This is a genomic window from Tahibacter harae, from assembly GCF_024437735.1.
Lineage (GTDB): Bacteria > Pseudomonadota > Gammaproteobacteria > Xanthomonadales > Rhodanobacteraceae > Tahibacter > Tahibacter harae.
Genome location: NZ_JANFQO010000017.1, coordinates 40656 through 59432, shown reverse-complemented (window position 1 = coordinate 59432; position 18777 = coordinate 40656). Strand labels below are relative to the sequence as shown.

Annotated in this window: 12 protein-coding genes and 1 pseudogene; 7 read left to right on the top strand and 6 right to left on the bottom strand. The window is 68.5% G+C overall.

Annotated features, from left to right (window positions below):
* The first annotated feature begins 40 nt into the window (after window positions 1-40).
* Window positions 41-2065 (top strand): acetyl/propionyl/methylcrotonyl-CoA carboxylase subunit alpha, encoded by a 2025-nt coding sequence (locus tag NM961_RS17180; protein WP_255915643.1) that lies wholly within the window; start codon window positions 41-43, stop codon window positions 2063-2065.
* Between the two features lie 121 nt (window positions 2066-2186).
* Here the strand turns inward: NM961_RS17180 and NM961_RS17175 are convergent, their stop codons facing one another.
* The 3 genes from NM961_RS17175 to NM961_RS17165 all read right to left on the bottom strand — a co-directional run bounded on the left by NM961_RS17175 (window position 2187) and on the right by NM961_RS17165 (window position 4573).
* Window positions 2187-2705: a phasin family protein gene (locus NM961_RS17175; RefSeq protein WP_255915642.1), complete on the bottom strand. Its 519-nt coding sequence runs from the start codon at window positions 2703-2705 to the stop codon at window positions 2187-2189.
* A gap of 145 nt (window positions 2706-2850) precedes the next feature.
* A complete protein-coding gene (locus tag NM961_RS17170) occupies window positions 2851-4131 on the bottom strand; it encodes a patatin-like phospholipase family protein (RefSeq protein WP_255915641.1) in 1281 nt (426 codons plus the stop codon).
* Between the two features lie 160 nt (window positions 4132-4291).
* Window positions 4292-4573, bottom strand: a complete 282-nt coding sequence (locus NM961_RS17165; protein ID WP_255915640.1) for a polyhydroxyalkanoic acid system family protein — start codon at window positions 4571-4573, stop codon at window positions 4292-4294.
* 251 nt (window positions 4574-4824) lie between these two features.
* On the opposite strand from NM961_RS17165, the gene NM961_RS17160 reads away from it, so the two are divergent.
* From NM961_RS17160 to NM961_RS17145, 4 genes are all read left to right on the top strand, one after another.
* On the top strand, window positions 4825-5460 hold the full coding sequence (locus NM961_RS17160) for a cupredoxin domain-containing protein (protein ID WP_255915639.1): 636 nt from the start codon (window positions 4825-4827) through the stop codon (window positions 5458-5460).
* Window positions 5447-8116: a serine/threonine-protein kinase gene (locus NM961_RS17155; RefSeq protein ID WP_255915638.1), complete on the top strand. Its 2670-nt coding sequence runs from the start codon at window positions 5447-5449 to the stop codon at window positions 8114-8116. The genes NM961_RS17160 and NM961_RS17155 overlap by 14 nt, the downstream gene beginning before the upstream one ends.
* A gap of 2 nt (window positions 8117-8118) precedes the next feature.
* The gene (locus tag NM961_RS17150) at window positions 8119-9234 is read left to right on the top strand and encodes a putative porin (protein WP_255915637.1); all 1116 of its coding nucleotides are present in this window, start codon (window positions 8119-8121) and stop codon (window positions 9232-9234) included.
* Window positions 9235-9314: 80 nt separating this feature from the next.
* Entirely contained in the window at window positions 9315-10181 is an 867-nt protein-coding gene (locus NM961_RS17145) for an FHA domain-containing protein (RefSeq protein ID WP_255915636.1), read from the top strand.
* A 165-nt stretch (window positions 10182-10346) separates the two neighbouring features.
* Here the strand turns inward: NM961_RS17145 and msrQ are convergent, their stop codons facing one another.
* Both msrQ and msrP read right to left on the bottom strand, forming a co-directional pair.
* Entirely contained in the window at window positions 10347-10976 is a 630-nt protein-coding gene (gene msrQ, locus NM961_RS17140) for a protein-methionine-sulfoxide reductase heme-binding subunit MsrQ (RefSeq protein WP_255915635.1), read from the bottom strand.
* A complete protein-coding gene (gene msrP / locus NM961_RS17135; protein WP_255915634.1) occupies window positions 10976-11962 on the bottom strand; it encodes a protein-methionine-sulfoxide reductase catalytic subunit MsrP in 987 nt (328 codons plus the stop codon). The genes msrQ and msrP overlap by 1 nt, the downstream gene beginning before the upstream one ends.
* A gap of 111 nt (window positions 11963-12073) precedes the next feature.
* Here msrP and NM961_RS17130 point away from each other — a divergent pair, with 111 nt between their 5' ends.
* Window positions 12074-15277, top strand: coding sequence for a PAS domain S-box protein (locus tag NM961_RS17130; RefSeq protein WP_255915633.1), 3204 nt, complete (start codon window positions 12074-12076; stop codon window positions 15275-15277).
* A gap of 258 nt (window positions 15278-15535) precedes the next feature.
* Window positions 15536-16618 carry a 3-phosphoserine/phosphohydroxythreonine transaminase gene (gene serC / locus NM961_RS17125; protein ID WP_255915632.1) on the top strand — a complete coding sequence of 361 codons (1083 nt, stop codon included), beginning with the start codon at window positions 15536-15538 and terminating at the stop codon, window positions 16616-16618.
* Between the two features lie 457 nt (window positions 16619-17075).
* Here serC and NM961_RS17120 read toward each other — a convergent pair.
* A pseudogene (locus NM961_RS17120) lies at window positions 17076-18653 on the bottom strand (ABC-F family ATP-binding cassette domain-containing protein); the annotation flags it as partial.
* Window positions 18654-18777 lie beyond the last annotated feature (124 nt).

The window sequence follows — 18777 nt, the reverse complement described above, 5'->3', positions numbered from 1 at the left end:
GTTTTTTATCCGAAGCACAGACAGCCGAAGGCGCGCAACGATGAGCCAGGGATTCGACAGCGTACTGGTGGCCAACCGCGGCGAGATCGCGTTGCGCGTGCTGCGCAGCTGCAAGGCGCTCGGCCTGGCCACGGTCGCGGTGTATTCGGAGGCCGACCGCGCCGCGCCGCATGTGGCCCTGGCCGACTGCGCCGTCTGCCTGGGGCCGGCAAGCGTGCGGGAATCCTATCTGTGCATGGACCGCATCATGCAGGCCGCGCTGGACAGCGGCGCCCGGGCCGTGCATCCCGGCTACGGTTTTCTGTCCGAGCGCGCCGATTTCGCGCGTGCCGTGCAGCAGGCCGGACTGGTGTTCATAGGCCCGGATCCAGCCGCGATCGAGGCCATGGGCAACAAGGCGCAGGCCAAGCAGCGCATGCGCGCGGCCGGCGTGCCCTGCGTGCCTGGCTGCGAAAGCGCGCAGCAGTCGGACGAGGCCTTGCTGGCTGCGGCGAAGAACATTCCCTTGCCGCTGATGATCAAGGCCGCAGCCGGCGGCGGCGGCCGCGGCATGCGCCGGGTGGATACCTTGCAGGAATTGCCCGCGGCGCTGGCGGCCGCGCGCTCGGAAGCGCACAGCGCGTTCGGCGACGGCGAACTGCTGATCGAACAGCTGCTGCCGGCGGCGCGGCACGTGGAAATCCAGGTATTCGGCGATCGCCATGGCCATATCGTCCACCTGGGCGAGCGCGACTGCAGCGTGCAGCGGCGCAATCAGAAACTGATCGAGGAAACCCCGTCGCCGGCGGTCGATGCAGCGCTGCGCGCGCGCATGGCCGCAGCCGCAGTCGCGGCGGCGCAGGCGGTGGACTATGTCGGTGCGGGCACGGTGGAGTTCCTGCTCGCCCCTGACGGCCGTTTCTATTTCCTGGAGATGAATACGCGGCTGCAGGTCGAGCATCCGGTCACGGAACTGGTGCACGACATCGATCTCGTCGCCTGGCAGCTGCTGGTCGCCCAGGGAATGCCGCTGCCGCTGAGCCAGGAACAGATCGACGCGCGCCGCAGCGGCTGCGCGATCGAAGTGCGCCTGTGCGCGGAAGATCCGGCTGACGGCTTCCGGCCGCAGACCGGCCGCGTGTTGTGCTGGCGGGTGCCCGAAGGCCCGGGGCTGCGTGTGGATCACGGCCTGTGCGAAGGGCTGGACATCGGCCCGCACTACGATTCGCTGCAAGCCAAGCTCATAGCTTACGGCGCGACACGCGAACAGGCGCGGCGGCGTCTGGGCCGGCTGTTGCGCGATACGCTGTTGTTGGGCGTGGCGAACAATCGCGATTTCCTGCTGGCGGCGCTGGAGCATCCGGCGTTTACCGCGGGCGATTTCTCCACCGCGTTCGTCGTCGAACATTTTCCCGCCGCGCACCTGCGCGCGTCGGCCGGGCCGACGCCGTGGCAGACCCTGCTCGCTGCGCTGGTCCTGCATCACAGCGACGCCGTGGCGCTGCGCCGCGCAGCCGGCTTCGCCGCTGCGCTGAGCAACTGGCACAGCGCGCCTGGCCTGGCCACGCCGCTGCTGCTGCGGTGCGCGGGTGTGGAACGGCGTTGCCTGGTGCAGGCGCTGGGCAATGACCAATACGTGCTGAGCCTGGCCGATGCGCCGCAGGCCGCAGGCGAGACGGTGAGCGTGCTCGCCTGCGACGACGGCCTGCTGCGTTATCGCCGCAACGGTATCGACGCACAAGTGCGCCATGCCCGCGAGGGCGACCGCCTGTGGCTGGATGCCGACGGCGTACTTCGTTGCCACGAGGACAGAACCTATGCCGCTGCACCTTCGGCCGCAGCCGCCGGCGACGGCCGCCTGCTCGCGCCCATGGACGGCCGTATCGTTGCGCTGGCGGTGCAGCCGGGGCAGGCCGTCAGGCGCGGCGAATTGCTGCTCGCGCTGGAAGCCATGAAGATGGAATTTCCGCTGGCTGCCGCCTGCGACGGCATGGTGCAGACGCTGCACTGTCGTGTGGGCCAGCAGGTACGCCAGGGCCAGTTGCTGGCCGAAGTCGTCGCAACAGCCGCGGACGAACGGGCATAAAAAAACCCATCAACCAGAAACCGGGGGGAGGGATCCCGGCGTCGTTGGTGATTGATGGGCTGGAAAACGCGCGGCCGCCGTGGCGGCCGTGCTGTGATGAAGCGATGCGGCTGCGCCGGGCTTATTCCGCCGTCGGGGCGGGCTTGGCCTTGGGCTGGCGCTTGGCCTTGGGCGCGGCGGGCTTGGCGGCCGGAGCGGCAGCGGCGGCGCTGCGGCCGGGCTTGAGCTTGCGCACTTCGCGGGAGAGTTCTTCCACGCGCTCGGCGATCTCGTTGAGTTCGCGGCGGCCGGGGACGCCCAGCTTGCCCAGGGCCTTGGAAACACGGTCTTCGAACACTTTTTCCAGTTTGTCCCAGGTTTCCTGGGTGCGTTCCTTGACCTGGCTGACGCCGGTCTCGACCGCGTCGCGCACTTCGTCGGCCTTGCCCAGGGCGAGCTTGCGGGTCTTCTGTTCCAGGCTTACGCCTTCGCGGACCAAGGTGTCGAACAGCTTGGTGCCTTCTTCCTGCGCCTTGGCGAAGGCGCCCAGGCCGGCCAGCCAGATCTGCTGGGCCGATTCCATGATCGACTTGCCGAGGTTGTCCGCCGACTTCGGCGCCGGCTTGGCCTTACCTTTGGCTTTCAGTTTCGGTTTGCTCATACGACGCTCCTGAAGAGATGTTCCCCGGTACGCGGATACGCCCAAGTTTGCGCGGCAGTCTCGGGGCGGGGGCTAGAATAATCACACTATGGTCGGAGCGTGTCGCGTGCCGGCGACGCGGCAGCTTGGGTATTAAAATATAGAATTAGCTTTTTATTTTGCGCGCCTGGCGGGCGCGGCCGCGGGCCGGGGCGGCGTCGGCGGCGACCAGGCCTTCCAGCTCGTCCAGCGCCCGGCGCAGGCGCTGCGTCGCCGGCGTGGGCCGGGCCGGCGGCTGGTGCAGGCCGTCGCGCAGGCCGCGGCCGCTGTCGGCGAGCAGGGCATCATCCAGCGCCAGGCCGTGGCGGGCCAGCACCGGCTCCAGCTCGGCGCGCTGGCGGCGCAAATCGTTCAGGGTGGAACGGTAGGCGTGTTCGGCCACCTGCAAACGGTTGTCGTAGCTGAACACATTGGTGAAGAACATCTGCACATCGTCCGGATTGGGCTCGAACAGCACCACGTCGGACTTCTCGTAATGCCGCGCATACTTGGACAGGCTGGCCTGCATGCGCGATTGCAGCAGGGTGCGGAAAGTCTGCGACAGCACGGCCGGCAGGCCGCCTTCGATCAGGCTGCCGACCTCGGCCTGGCCGTTGGCCTGGGCGCGCCGGGCGTCGAAGGGCACCAGCGGATTGATGCCTATGACCAGGTCGGCGCCCTCGTCCAGGGCGACCGAGGCGTGCAAGGTGCGCTGCAGCGCGCCGTCGACATAGAGCTTGTCGCCGATAGACACCGGCGGGTACAGGCCGGGCAGGGCGGAACTGGCCTGGATCGCGCGCGAGATCGGCACGTCGTCGTGGCCCGGTGCGCCGAAGCGCACGGCCTTGCCGGTATCCAGCTCCACCGCGACCACGTACAGCTTGCGCGCCAGTGCGCGGAAATCGTTGCTGCGGCCGCCGTGGCTGAAAATCTCGCGCAGGAAGGCCTCGATCGCGGCGTTGTCGAACAGGCCGGTAGGCACCAGGGCGCCCAGGCGGATGAGGTTGTCGGTGAGGCTCTGGCCCAGCGGATTGGTGGCGACGGCGGCCATCCATTCCAGCAGCACGCGCGGCGCGCGCAGGGCGCGGCGCAGGTATTCGCCCAGGGCGGGCTGCACGAAGATGTCGGGACGGAAGCGGGCCTGGTGCGATTCGCCGGTCAGGAAGATGCGGCACATCTCGACCGTGTCCAGCCGGTTGGCCAGGCCGGCGACGATGAAGGCGCCGGAGCTGACGCCGACATAGACGTCCAGCTCCGTAGGCTCCAGGCCGGTCACCGCTTCCTCGATCGCGCGCAAGGCGCCCAGTTCGTACATGCCGCCGATGGGGCCGCCGCCCGCCACGGCCAGGCCTAGGCGGGGACGGCGACGCGGCTTCTGCGGCTGGCTGGCGGCCTGGATGACGAGCATGGCGATCCGGAAGGATGGGGAGGCGGCCGATTGTAGTCGAGGCGCCGTAGACCGCCTTCTCCCGTCGCCGCGCCGTAGCCACTCGTTGCAGTCAGCCGGTTGCGGCCGTCCCGCCCGGTCCGCCGGGGGCAGGGCGGCCGGCCTGGCCGCCAGGGCCGGCTCAGGCCGTGCCGAAGTGCTGCACCAGGCGCTTCTGGATTTCCTGTTCGACGGCGGGCTTGAGCATGGACAGCAGGAAGCTCAGCTCCGCGGTGACGTGGACCAGGCCTTTTTCCAGCGCGATCTGGCCGTTCACGCCGGAGCGCTCGAAATGCAGCACGTTGCCTTTCCAGCCGTAGCGCAGCTCGAACTTGCGCGAGATTTCCTCGGCCACCTCGCTGACGGCGATCTTGGCTTCCTTGACGGGTTTTGCGTGCTTGTGGCGTATATCAATGGACGGCATCGAAGGTTCCGCTGGTCTGAAGGGTTGCGGGCTGCTCGCCCCGCGGGCTTTGCACTATGATGCCGCGAGGCGGCGGTCTGCGCGTGATGCAGCGCCGCATGCTGCGACGATTGCGGCGGCAGGGGAATTTTCAAGCGAGCCGTTCGATCCGGACTGTCCGCGGCGTTTATCAGGGGAACGCCGGCAGCGATTTCAGGCGACGCAAAGGGGACGATGTGCGAGCAACAGCAGCGCTGCGGTGGGCGGTAGGAATGCTGGCCTGCGCCGGCGCCTCGGCCGCGACGATAGAAGGCCAGGTCACCCTGTCCCTGGACGGCAAGCCGCTGCGGCCCGAGGAGGCCGCGGAAGCCGTGGTGTATTTCCGCCCGTCCACGCCGGTGGCGGCGCCGCCGGCGCGCCGGCCGGTGGACATGACCACGCTGCGCAAGCAGTTCTCGCCGCGCATACTGCCGGTCACGGTCGGCAGCGAGGTGCGCTTCCCCAACCAGGATCCCATCCTGCACAACGCCTTCTCGACCTCGAAAGAAAACAGCTTCGACATCGGTCTGTACGGCCAGGGCGAGGGCAAGGCACAGCGTTTCGACAAGCCCGGCTACGTGCGGGTTTATTGCAATGTGCACCATTCCATGGTCGGCCATATCCTGGTGCTGGACACGCCGTTCTTCGTGCGGCCGGACGCCCAGGGCCGCTTCCGGCTCAAGGACCTGCCGGCGGGCAAGGGCGATCTGGTGGTCTGGCTGGACCGCGCCACGCCCTGGCATGCCCAGCTCGTCGCCGGCAAGGACGGGCCGGTGGAGGTCAAGCTGGAACTGGCGCAGAAGAAGGTTCCCCCGCACATGAACAAATTCGGCAAGCCCTACGGCAGGAGCAGCGATGGCGGCTATTGACGGGCCTGCACGCCAGCGCGGTTTCGCCCTGCCGCTGGCGATCCGTTTCTTTCTCGCCACGGCCGTGCTGATCCTGCTGGCGGTCAGCGCCGCCGTCGTCGTCACCTATGTGCAGGGGCAGCGCATCGCCGCGCGCGCCATCGACAAGACTCTGACCGCCAGTGCCGCGGCCCAGCGCGAGTTCGAGCAGCACCGCCTGGAGCAGCTGGAACTCAGCCTGCGCCTGGTCGCCTCCGACGCCAGCTTCGTCAAATACATCGCCGACGCCAACAGCACCAGCGACCTGCCCGGCCTGGGCGGCGATGCCGCGCCCGATACCATGTCCATGCGCGACCTGCTCGGCGATCGCCAGAAGGACATCGGTTTCAGCCTGGGCATACTGCTGGACGGCAAGGGCGAGGTGCTGGCGCGCACCGACCAGAACGAGGCCTTCACCGAATCGCTGGCGGCCGATGCACTGGTCGCGCCGGCCCTGGCCGAATCGCGCCCGCTCAGCGGCTACTGGCGGCACGAGGGCAAGCTCTACCAGGCCGCGATCATGCCGCTGGCGCAGGACCAGGGTGTGGTCGGCTATCTGCTGCTGGCCCAGGTGGTCGACGATGCGCTCGCGCGCAAGGTGGCCCAGGTCAGCGGCGCGGAGATCGCGTTCTTCATGCCGCTGGGCGGCAAGCCGGGCCTGGTGGCGTCCTCGCTTGACACCACGCCGGCGGCGCAGCTGCGCGAGCACATGGCCGGCCTGGCGCAGGCGGCCATGCCGGCTGGTGCGCGGCTGCAATTGGACGGCCAGGAATGGATCGCGCGCGCAGCGCCGACTGCCGCCGCGGACGCGGCCGATCTGGGCCAGGTCATGGTGCTGGCTTCCTCCGACCAGGTGGTCGCCAGCTATCGCGCCATCCTCAACAGCGTGCTGATCGGCGGCCTGGTCACGCTGCTGCTGGCATTGCCGCTGTCCTATCTCATTTCCAAGGGCATCCTGCGTCCGGTCAGTGCCATGGCCAGCGCGGCCGAACAGGCCGCGGCCGGCAATTTCCAGACCCGCCTGGGCACCGCCGGCAGCGATGAACTGGCGCGGCTGGCGCGGGCCTTCGACTCGTTGCTGTCGGACCTGCGCGAGAAAAGCGACATGGAGGGCTATGTCGGCAACCTGGCGCGCTTCCTGCCCGAACCCGGCCAGGAAGGTTCCGGCCTGGCCGTGCACACGCAGCCTATCGTTGCGTCCACGCCGCCGCGGCGCGAAAGCGCGGTGCTGCTGGGGCTGGAATACCGCCATTTGCTCAGCCTGCCCGCGACCACGGCGCCGGAAGCCGTGCTCGACGAGCGCGCGCAGATCCAGTCCCGCCTCGCGGCCGCGGCGGCGGCCGCGGCCGCACTGCTGCTGGACGCTCCCGGCGGCCGCTGGACCTTGGCCTTCACGGGGGCGCAGCCCCTGCACGCGGCGCTGCGCCTGCTGCGCGACGAATTCAACCGCGAAACGCCGCCGGCCGCGGCGCTGGCCGATGGCAGCATGGTGCTGGCCGAAGGCGGCAGCGCCAGCCAGCTGATCGGCGCGGCCCAGGTGCAGATCGACCGCCTGCTCTGTGATGCGGCGCCGGGCCAGGTGCTGGCCGGCCGCAGCATCGGCGAAAGCCTCAAACGCGAATTCGGCGCCGATGCGGTCGGCGTGGCCGCGGGCGGTTTCAGCAGCCGCCAGTTCTACGCGCCGGCCGCGGCGCTGCTGCAGCGCCTGCCGGCGCCCGCGCAGGACCTCGATGCCAACGACACCGTGCCGCGCGGCACCGCTGCGGTCACGCCGCGCAGCAGCGTGGCGCGCACGCTGCGCGACAGCGGCGAGCTGGCGCCGGGCGCGACCCTGGGCGGGCGCTACCGCGTGCTGTCGGTGCTTGGTGCCGGCGGCATGGGCGTGGTGTACAAGGCGCACGACCTGGAACTCGACGACGTGGTCGCCCTGAAGATGCTCAAGCCCGGCGCGCTGCTGGACGCCGAGCAGCTGGACCGGCTCAAGAGCGAGATCAAGCTGGCCCGGCGCATCACCCATCCCAACGTGCTGCGCACCTTCGATTTCGGCGAAGTCAACGGCCTGCCGTACATCTCCATGGAATACGTGCGCGGCATGACCCTGCGCTATCTGCTGCGCGAGGCCAAGCGCGTACCGTATTCGGCCGGCCTGCGCATCGCGCGCCAGCTCGCCGCCGGCCTGGCTGCGGCGCACGAGGTCGGCGTGCTGCACCGGGATATCAAACCCGAGAACCTGATTCTCGAAGCCAACGGCAATGCCAAGCTGATGGACTTCGGCATCGCCCGGCCGGCGCGCCGGGCCACGCCCGGCCATACCCAGCCGGGCACCTTCCTGGGCACGCCCAATTACTGCGCGCCGGAGCAGCTGGCCGGCGAGGAAGTGGACGAGCGCGCCGACATCTATTCCTGCGGCGTGCTGATGACCGAGATGTTCTGCGGCGCGCTGCCGTTCAGCGGGTCGAACACGATGGAGATTTACATGGCCCAGATGCAGGCCGAACCGACGCGCCCCTCGGCGCTGTGGCCGGAGATCCGGCCCGAACTGGAAACGCTGATCCTGCACTGCCTGCAGCGCCGTGCCGCCGACCGGCCCGCCAGCGCCGCCGAACTGGCCGCGGCCCTGGCCCGGCTGAGGGCCTGACCATGCACAGCGAAGGCTATCTGCTGCGCGCCGCACTGAGCGGCCTGCTGGTGCTGACCGGCCTGCTCGCCGGCCAGGCCCGCGGCCAGGACAGCATTCTCGACGGCAGTGCCGAGGAAGCTGCCGCCGGCGCCGGGCGCTGGAGCTGGTTCGGCGATTTCCTGCTGCGCTACGATCACGTCGAAGGGCTGACCAACGACCGCACCGTCAGCCGCTGGCGCGGCCGCGGCCGCCTCGGCGCCGAATTCGCTGCCATGCCCGAACTCAGCTTCGGCGCCGCGATCGAGCTGGCCCAGGGCAGCGACGACAACGCGACCAACCGCATCAACAACGACAACGAGCGCAGCGACGGCGCCAACCTCGATCAGTTCTGGCTGCGCTGGCAGCCGGCCGAGCACACCCGTGTTCTGCTGGGCAAGGCGCCGCTGCCGCTGGAGCTGTCGCCGCTGACCTGGGATGCGGACCTGCGCCCGGCCGGCATCAGCCTGGACCAGTCCTTCGCACTGGGCGATTTCAGCCGGCTGCAACTCGTCGTCGGCGGCTTCGCTGCGCAGCATCTGTACGAGGACGATACCCGTCTCGCCGCGGCGCAGCTGGCCTGGCGCTGGCGCGAAGGCGCCCCGGGCAATGCCGCCGTGCTGCTGAGCTATCTGGATTTTTCCGATCTGCAACAACTCACGCGGCAGGGCCTGACCCGCACCAACCGGCGTCTGGCCAACGGCCGCCTGGCCAGCGATTACCGCCTGCTCGACCTGCAACTGGTCGGCCGCACCGTACTGGGCGAATGGCCGCTGGAAGCACGCATCGACCTGGTGCGTAACCTCGGCGCCGACACGGCGCGCGACGGCGCGCGTTTCAGCCTGGTGCTGGGCGACCGCTTCCAGCCCGGCGGCTGGGAATTCGGCTATTCCAACCAGCGCATACAGCGCGACGCCGTGCTCGCCGCCTTCAACGAGGACGACTGGTGGTTCCACAGTTTCGCCAACGGCTTCATGCCGTGGATAGGCTATGGCCTGGACCGCAGCTGGAATCTGCGCCTGGCCGCATTCCGCGAGCAGCGCGAGGGCCTGGCCGAACATACCGACCGCATCCTGCTCGACCTCGGCGCACGCTGGTAAACCCCCGGGGCGCTCATGCTAAATTGCCACCGCGTCATCCCACGGAGCAGGCCGGTCAGCTGATGGAAATTCGCGCGCGCTTGAGCTTTCCCAACGGCGAGCACCCTGATTTCGTGCTGACGCCCGGCGTTTGCGGAATAGGCTCGGAGCGGGACAACCAGATCGTGCTGAACGCCTCCGGCGTGGCGGCGCATCACGCCCGTATCGAAGTCGACGGCCGCGGGCTCACCCTCGCCGTGCTGGATCCGCACGCCCATACCCATCTGAATGCGCGGCCGGTGCGCGAGAAGGGCATAGTCCGCCTGGGCGATGTGCTGAGCATCGACACCGTCCAGATCATCATCAAGCCGGAACGGGATGAAGTGATACGCACCACTGTGCCGGCGGATGCGCCCGGTGCGGATACGGCCGAGACGCGCCAGCGCACCATTCCGCCCAAGGTGGTGCTGCGCGGCGTATCCGGCGCGCAGTTCGGCCGTATCGTGCCGGTGCGCGGCCGCCTGACCATAGGCCGTGGCAGCGAATGCGACCTGTCCCTGGACGAACCGGAAATGTCGCGCCGCCATGCCCTGATCGAAAACAGCGGCGACGGCATCTACCTGCGCGACCTGGGTTCGGCCAACGGCACCTTCGTCAACGGCGTACAGGTGCGCGATGCGGTGCTGCATCCGGGCGACCAGATCGCCTTCGACCGCAACCGTTTCCTGCTCGAAGCGCCCGGCCTGCCGCTGCGCGGCGAGCTGGTCGAGGAACGCGGCCCCGGCTTCGCCCCGGCCATCACCCAGACCATGCAGGCGGTGAACCTGCCCGACACCCGGCCGTCCCGGCCGGCGCCGGCACCGGTCAACCCGGACACGGTATCCAGCCGCAACGAGATCTGGTGGCTGATCGCCGCCGCGGCGCTGATCGGCGGTGCGATCGCGCTGCTGCTGTTGTTCGGCTTCTGAGGCTCGGTGCCGCGCCGCTGTTCCTGTTTGCGTAGTGCAAAAGTATTGCAGTCCCGCCGCCGGCTAGGCGCGCCTGCCTGATCGGTGGAAAGGCGCGCAAAGGACTGGCGCGGCGCAGCCATACCGCTGTTCGCCGGCGCGGACTGCGGGCCGGCCCCGGGCAGATCACGCCGCCTTCCCGCGCAGCGCCGCCAGCCAGCGCCGCCACGGCAGCCGCAGGGCCATCAGCAGCAGGTAGATGGCGAGGTAGACCAGCGGCTCGCGCACGGCGATCTTCTGCCCGGACTTCACCAGCCACACATAGTGCAGAACCGCAAAAAGCCCTATCGGGTAGACCAGCCTGTGCAGCCGCGACCAGTTGCGGCCCAGCCGGCGCATCATGCCGCGGGTGGAAGTGACCGCCAGCGGCACCAGCAGCAGCCAGGCCAGGAAGCCGACGGTGATGAAAGGGCGTTTGAAAATATCGCTGAAAATCTGCCGCCAGAAACCGCCCAGGTCGATGAACAGGTATACGGCGAAGTGCAGGCTGGCGTAGAAAAACGCGAACAGTCCCAGCATGCGGCGCAAACGCAGCACTTCCGCCACGCCGCTGAGCTGGCGCAGCGGCGTCACCGCGAGGGTGATCAGCAGCAGGCGCAGCGCCCAGTCGCCGCTGCGATGCTCCAGCGCGGCGACGGGATCCGGGCCCAGGTTCTGCTGCTGCAGATCCCACAGCATTCCCGCCAGCGGCAGCAGGCAGGCGGCGAACAGCACTATTTTGACGATGACCAGGCGGATGTCGGCGGGGCGGCTCATCAGTAGTTCGCGCGCAGATCCATGCCGGCGTAGAGCCCCGCCACTTCCTCGGCATAGCCGTTGAAGGGCAGGGTGGGCACGCGGTTGGCGAACAGGCTGGTGCCGCTGCCGGCGATGCGCCGCTCGCTGGCCTGGCTCCAGCGCGGATGATCCACCGCCGGGTTCACGTTGGAATAGAAGCCATATTCGGACGGTCCGGCCAGGTTCCACGACGTGGCCGGCTGGCGTTCCCAGAACTCGATGCGCACGATGGACTTGGCACCCTTGAAGCCGTACTTCCACGGCACGATCAGGCGCAGCGGCGCGCCGTTCTGATTGGGCAGCTCGCGGCCGTACAGGCCTACGGCGAGTATGGCCAGCGGATGCATGGCTTCGTCGATGCGCAAAGCCTCGCGATACGGCCAGGCCAGCACGTCATAGGCCAGTCCCGGCATTTCTTCCGGGCGGTTCACGGTGGTGAAGGCAACGTACTTGGCGCGCGAGGTCGGCTTGAAGCGCTTGAGGCATTCGCCCAGCGGAATGCCCACCCACGGAATCACCATGGACCAGGCTTCCACGCAGCGGTGGCGGTAGATGCGTTCTTCCAGCGCGTGCGGCTTGAGCAGATCTTGCAGATCGAAGCGGCCTATGACTTCGGCGTGGCCGGCGATCTCCACCGTCCAGGGCCTGGGCTTGAAGCGGCCGGCATTGCGCGCCGGATCGCCCTTGCCGGTGCCGAATTCGTAGTAGTTGTTGTATTGGGTGGCGTCGCGCCAGCTGGTCAGCGCGTCCTTGGCGTCCCAGCGGCTGGGCCGGCTGGCCTGAAGTTCGGCGCCCGTGGGGCCGGTCGGCTCGGGCACCGCGGCGGCCTCGTCGCTGCGGCCGCAGCCGGCCAGCAGCAGCGGTGCGGACAGGCCCAGCTCGCGCAGGAAGCGGCGGCGCTGCAGGTAGACCGGCTCCGGCGTGAGTTCGGAGCTGGGGATGGGCGGTATGCGGAATCGCTTCATGGTCGGCCTCGTTTCCGCTTCAGACCGGGGCGGCGGCGCTGATCTTTCACCCGGCGCTGGCGGCGTGGATGGGCATGGCTATACTGCGGCCAAACCTGCCGATGTCGAGTGATGGAGCACGGGGAAACTCACATTGCCGCGGCCTTCCGTTACTCGCCCAGCCTGGTCATGCTGCTGGCAGCGGGCGACGGCGTCATCGTCGACGTCAATGCCGCGGTGGAGCAGACCCTGGATTTCCGCCGCGACGAACTGATCGGCCGGCGCCCGCTGGATCTGGGCCTGTGGCGGCATCCGGACGCCCGCGGTCTGCTCTGGGCCGAGCTGCGCAGCGCCGGGCGCCTGGCCGAACAGCAGATCGAATTCGTCGCCCGCGACGGCCGCGTGCTGCAGATCGCGCTGAATGCCGAGATCCTCGATCTGGCCGGCCAGCCGCATATCCTCTGCATAGGCCGTCAGGTGCAGGCAGACGGCGCAGTCGTGGCGCCGGACCTGGACCTGACCAGCTTCCGCTCGCTGTTCCTGGCCGCCGCCGAAGGCATCTACCGCAGCCTGCCCGAAGGCAGCCTGATCGACGCCAATCCCGCGCTGGCGCGCATCTTCGGCTACGACTCGGTCGACCAGATGCTGCGCGAATTCCCGCGCCCCTCGCGCCAGGTGTATGCCGATGCCGGCGCCTGCGCCGCCCTCTACGCCGAACTCGAACGCGACGGCCTGGTCGAGAACCGCCGCTCCCAGGTGCGCCGCCGCGACGGCAGCCTGATCTGGATCAATGAGAACCTGCGCCTGGCCCGCGCCGGCGACGGCCGCGTGCTGTTCTGCGAAGGCTCGGTGGTCGATATCACGCGCCAGGAAGCCGCCGAGCGCGCGCTGCGCCAGTCCGAGGAGCTTTACCGCATCTTGGTGGACAACTGCCGCGACGGCGTGTTCCTGATCCAGCGCGGCAAGGTCGTGTTCACCAACGGCGCCATGGCCGACATGCTCGGCTATGCGGTGCAGGAACTGATCGGCTGCGAGTACATGGATCTGGTCGCGCCGGAATCGCGCGCGGCCCAGCTGGAGCGGCGCATCTCGCGCGAAAGCGGCTCGCGCGAAGTGCAGGGCTACGAGATCGCCATGCTGCGCAAGGACGGTTCGCGCCGGCTGGTGCAGGTGCGCGCCGATCCGGTGGTCTACGACGGCGATATCGCCAGCACCGGCACCGCCCGCGACATCACGGAAGAACGCGCCCAGCAGCAGGCCCTGGCCGAGGCCGAGCGCAAGTTCCGCGAGCTGTTCCGGCGTTCCGTGGTCGGCCTGTTCCAGGCCCATCCGGACGGCCGCGTGCTGGAGGTGAACGCGGCGCTGGCGCGCCTGCTCGGCTACGCCTCGCGCGACGAGCTGTTGCAGAAGATGGCGCATATCGACGACATCGACGTGGCGCCGGACCGGCGCCGCCACGTGCTGGAGCTGATCGCGCGCAACGGCCACGTCGCCGACGAGGAAGTGCGCATACGCCGCAACGACGGGCGCATGATCTGGGTTGCACTGAACGTGCATGCGGTACGCGACGCCCAGGGCCGCGTGCTGAGCCTGGAAGGCGCGGTGCAGGACATCACCGCCCGGCGCGACGCCGAACGCGCCCTGCTCAGCTCCGAGGAGCGCTACCGCACCCTGGTCGAGCACGCCCAGATCGGCGTGTACGTGATGCGCGACGGGCGCTACATCTACGTCAACCAGCGTTTCGCCGCGCTCACTGGCTACGACGAGCGCGAACTGATCGGCATGCACTGGAACGAGCTGGCCAGCGAAGCCGGCCGCCGCATCGTCGAGGCGCGCACCGCGGCACGGGCGCGCGGCGAAGTGCTGCCGGCCGACTACGAAACCCTGCTGCGGCGCAAGGACGGGCGCGAGCTGCGCATCAGCGTCAGCGCCGGGCCCATACGCCTGGACGACGGCGACTATTTCAGCGGCACCGTGCGCGACGTGACCGAGCGCCACCGCTTCGAGAACGAGCTGGAACACAACGCCACCCACGACGCGCTCACGGGGCTGCCTAACCGCGTGCTGTTCGAGCGCCATATGACCGCACGCCTGGAACAGGCCAAGGCTGATGGCAGCTGCGCCTACGCCATGCTGTTCCTGGACCTGGACGGCTTCAAGCTGGTCAACGACAGCCTGGGCCACGCCACCGGCGACCGCCTGCTGATCGAGATCGCCGCGCGCCTGCGCCGCGCGGTGCCGCAGGGCTCGGTGCTGGCGCGTTACGGCGGCGACGAATTCACCGTGCTGCCGCCGGGACAGTGGAGCGTGGAAGCGGCCGAGGGCCTGGCCCAGGAGCTGCTGCGGGTGCTGGCCGAACCCTTCGTGCTGGACGGCCATCGCATCTATTCCGGCGCCAGCCTCGGCATCGTCATCGGCCGGCCCGGCTACGAAACGCCGGAGCAGGTGCTGCGCGATGCCGACACCGCCATGTACCGCGCCAAGGCGCGCGGCAAGTCGGCCTACATGGTGTTCGACGAAGCCATGCACCAGGCCGCGCGCGCGCGCCTGCGCCTGGAAACCGATCTGCGCGAGGCGGTGGAGCGGCGCGAATTCCGCGTCCACTACCAGCCCCTGGTCGATCTGCGCAGCGGTGCCGTGGTCGGCTGCGAGGCATTGCTGCGCTGGCAGCATCCGCAGCGCGGCCTGCTGCAGCCGCCGCAATTCCTCGAAGTGGCCGAGGAGACCGGCCTCATCGTTCCCATCGACTGGTGGGTGCTGGAACACACCTGCGCCCAGCTGCTGCACTGGCAGCAGCGCTATCCCGCCTTCCGCACCCTGCGCGCCAATGTGAACGTCGACGACCGCCAGTTCGCCGAACGCAGCATCGCCGCCGGCATAGGCGAAGTGCTGCAGCGCACCGGCCTGGCCGCCGGCTCGCTTGCCATCGAAGTCACCGAGACCGTGTTCCGCGCCGGCCGCATGCAGGCCGAGGCGATACTGCGCGAGGTCAAGCAGCTCGGCGTCAGCCTGGTGGTGGACGATTTCGGCACCGGCTATTCCTCGCTGGATTCGTTCGCATCCTCGCCCTTCGACGCACTGAAGATCGACCGCAGCTTCGTGCGCGACATGGAATCCAACCGCCGCCACCGCGCCATTGTGCGCACGATATCGGGCTTTGCCGAAGACCTGGGCCTGTCGCTCACCGCCGAAGGCGTGGAAACGCCGGCCCAGGCCGAACTGCTGATGGCCATGGGCTGCAGCACCGCCCAGGGCTTCCTCTACGCACCGGCGCTGCCGGCGGAGGAAATGGAGCAGGTCCTGGCGGCGGGATCGGTGTTGCGGCGGCGGGCCTAGGCAAGGTCATCGTCTGCGGCAGGCGCGGCTTTGCCGCCCTGTGGATTTGCGCGTGCAACCAAGCGTGGACGAGCGCCGGCGGGCTGGTGTCAGACGGCGTTGTGCGCTGTGCCAGCCCCGCAGCCCGCAGTTGGCAAGGACTGGCTGTGCGGTACCGCGCGCTGGCAAACCGGCTCCGCGTCACTTATCACCAGGCGGCCCTGGCAACCTTGCCGCACCGCGGCATAATCGGGGTTCGCCCCAGCCGGAGAGAATGCCTTGAGCCGTGGTCACAATTTCAGCGCCGGCCCCGCCGCGCTGCCCGAAACCGTGTTGCGCCAGGCCCAGGCTGAATTGCTGGAGTGGGGCGGTTCGGCCGCCTCGGTGATGGAAGTCAGCCATCGCGGCAAGGAATTCATGGCCATGGCCGCCCAGGCCGAGGCCGACCTGCGCGAATTGCTGGCCATCCCGGCCAACTACAAGGTGCTGTTCCTGCAGGGAGGGGCGACGCAGCAGTTCGCGCAGATTCCGATGAATCTGGCGCGGCCGGATCAGCGCGTGGATTACGTCGTCACCGGCGACTGGGGCGAGAAGGCGGTGCGCGAGGCCGGTTCGCTGGCCCAGGTGCATGTCGCGGCGAATTCCGCCGGCAACAGGCATACGGCGATTCCGCCGCGGGCGGAGTGGGACCTGGATCCGGCCTCGGCCTATGTCCACTACACGCCGAACGAGACCATCCGCGGTGTGGAGTTCTTCGATATTCCCGATGTCGGCGATGTGCCGCTGATTGCCGACATGTCCTCGACCATCCTGTCGCGGCCCATCGACGTGTCGCGCTTCGGCCTGATCTATGCCGGCGCGCAGAAGAACATAGGCCCCTCGGGCATCGTCGTGGTGATCGTGCGCGAGGACTTGCTGCAGCGCTGTCCCAAGTCGTTGCCGAAGATCTTCAGCTTCGCCGAGCATGCGGCGCAGGATTCGCTGCTGAATACGCCGAACACGTTTGGCTGGTATCTGGCCGGGCTGATCTTCAAGTGGCTCAAGGCCGAGGGCGGCCTGGCCGCAATGGAGCTGCGCAATCGGCGCAAGGCGGAAACCTTGTATGCGTGCATCGACGAGTCGGGCTTCTATGCCAATCCGGTCGAGAAGTCCGCGCGCTCGTGGATGAACGTGCCTTTCACCTTGCCGCGGCCGGAGCTGGACGAGCTGTTCCTGCAGGAGTCCAAGGCCGCCGGCCTGCTCGCGCTGAAAGGCCACAAGCTGGTCGGCGGCATGCGTGCCTCGATCTACAACGCGGTGACGCAGCAGAGCGTGGATGCGCTGGTGGAGTTCATGCGCGATTTCGCGCGGCGGCGTGGGTGAAGCAAGGGCGCGGAATTGCGGAGCGCTCGCTCTACCCCGGCTTTGACGGGGGGCGGGTTGGGATGAGGGGGCAGTTTGTCCGATTGTGGAGAAGTCCGGGTTTTTCCGGTTCTTCGTGTGGTGAAAGATCGGGCGAAAATCCTGCCGACGAGGCGTGTTGATCGTCGCCCCCTCACCCCAGCCCTCTCCCCCGAGCAAGCTCGGGGGAGAGGGAGCTTTCCGCCTCTTCTCGAAGAAATCTGGCAAATTTCACTTGCCAAAAATCTCGGATTCCGCCGCACACTCCCTGCGAATCCCGAATCCCGAATCCCGAATCCCGAATCCCGAATCCCGAATCCCGAATCCCGAATCCCGAATCCCGAATCCCGAATCCCGAATCCCGAATCCCGAATCCCGAATCCCGAATCCCGAATCCCGTCTTTCAAGCGACTTTCTTCTCGCCTTTGTCCGTGCGTTCCTGTTTGTTGCCACGCGCGCGCAGCCACGCCGCGTATTCGTCCAGATCGCCCTTGAACGCCTCGACCTTGCCGTCGGCGACGCGCCAGAAGGTGTCGCAGACCAGGCCGGTGAGATGGCGGTCATGCGAGACCAGCACGATGGCGCCGTCGAAATCGCTGAGGGCTTCGGCCAGGGCTTCGCGCATTTCGAGATCGAGGTGATTGGTCGGTTCGTCCAGCAGCAGCACGTTGGGACGGCGCCAGGCGATCAGGGCCAGGGCCAGGCGTGCGCGCTCGCCGCCGGAGAAGCCGTCGATGACCTCGAAGGCGCGGTTGCCGGGGAAATTCCAGCGCGCGAGGAAATCGCGGAATTCCTGCGTGGCCACGCCGGGGGCGATGTCCTTGAGGTGGTCGATGGGACTCTGGCCTTCGTGCAGCGATTCGACCGTGTGCTGGGCGAAGTAGCCCAGCTGCATGTCCTTGTGCGCCATGCGCTCGCCGCTGATCAGGGGCAGTTCGCCGACCAGGGTCTTGACCAGGGTCGACTTGCCCGCGCCGTTGGGGCCGAGCAGGCCTATGCGGTCGCCGGCCTCCAGGCCGAAGCCGACATCGTGCAGGATCTTGATTTCGCCGTAGCCGGCGTCGGTCTCGTTCAGGCGCAGCAGCGAATGCGGCAACTTGGCCGGAGCGTCGAAGTTAATGCGGATCTGGCGCTCGGCGCGCACCGCCTCGGTGCCGCTGAGCTTGGCCAGGCGCTTGACCCGCGACTGCGCCTGGCGCGCCTTGCTCGCCTTGGCCTTGAAGCGGTCGATGAAGGCCTGCAGGTGGGCGCGCTCGGCCTGTTCTTTCTCGAAGGCGATCTGCTGCTGGCGCAGGTGTTCGGCGCGCTGGCGCTCGAAGCTGGTGTAGTCGCCGGTGTACAGCTTGGCGCGGCCGTCGTGCAGGTGCAGGGTATGCGTGCTGACGCCGTCGAGGAACTCGCGGTCGTGCGAGATCATCAGCAGCGTGCCCGGATATTTCAGCAGCCACTGCTCCAGCCACAGCACCGCGTCCAGATCCAGATGGTTGGTCGGCTCGTCCAGCAGCAGCACGTCGCTGGGCATCATCAGCGCGCGCGCCAGGTTCAGGCGCACGCGCCAGCCGCCGGAGAAATCCGACACCGGCATCTGGTGCGTGTCGGCGGCGAAGCCCAGGCCGTGCAGCAGGCGGCCGGCGCGGGCGCCGGCGTCGTAGCCGTTGATCGCGGCGAGCTGCTGGTGGGCCAGTGCCACGGCGTCCCAGTCCTCGCGTTCCGTGGCGGCGGCCTCGGCGCGCAGGATGGCGTGTACCTCGGTATCGCCCGACAGTACGAAATCGATGGCCGCATCGGGCAGGGACGGCGTTTCCTGCGCCACGCTGGCGATGCGCAGGCGCGTGGGCAGATCCAGGTCGCCGCGGTCGGGCTCGACCTCGCCCTGGATCGCCGCGAACAGGCTGGACTTGCCGCAGCCGTTGCGTCCGACCACGCCGACACGCACGCCGGCGTGCAGGGTGAGGTCGATGTCGGACAGAAGCAGCCGTTCGCCGCGGCGCAGGGCGAAGTTGCGGAAGGCAATCATGGGGGGCGGGGATCCGGGAGCGGGAACCCGATAGTTTGAGGCCCTGGATTCCCCCAGGGCAAGGCGCGGCCGCGCCGGACCGCGCCCGCTGCGGTGTTTCCGGTCCCGCTTCCCGGACCCCGGC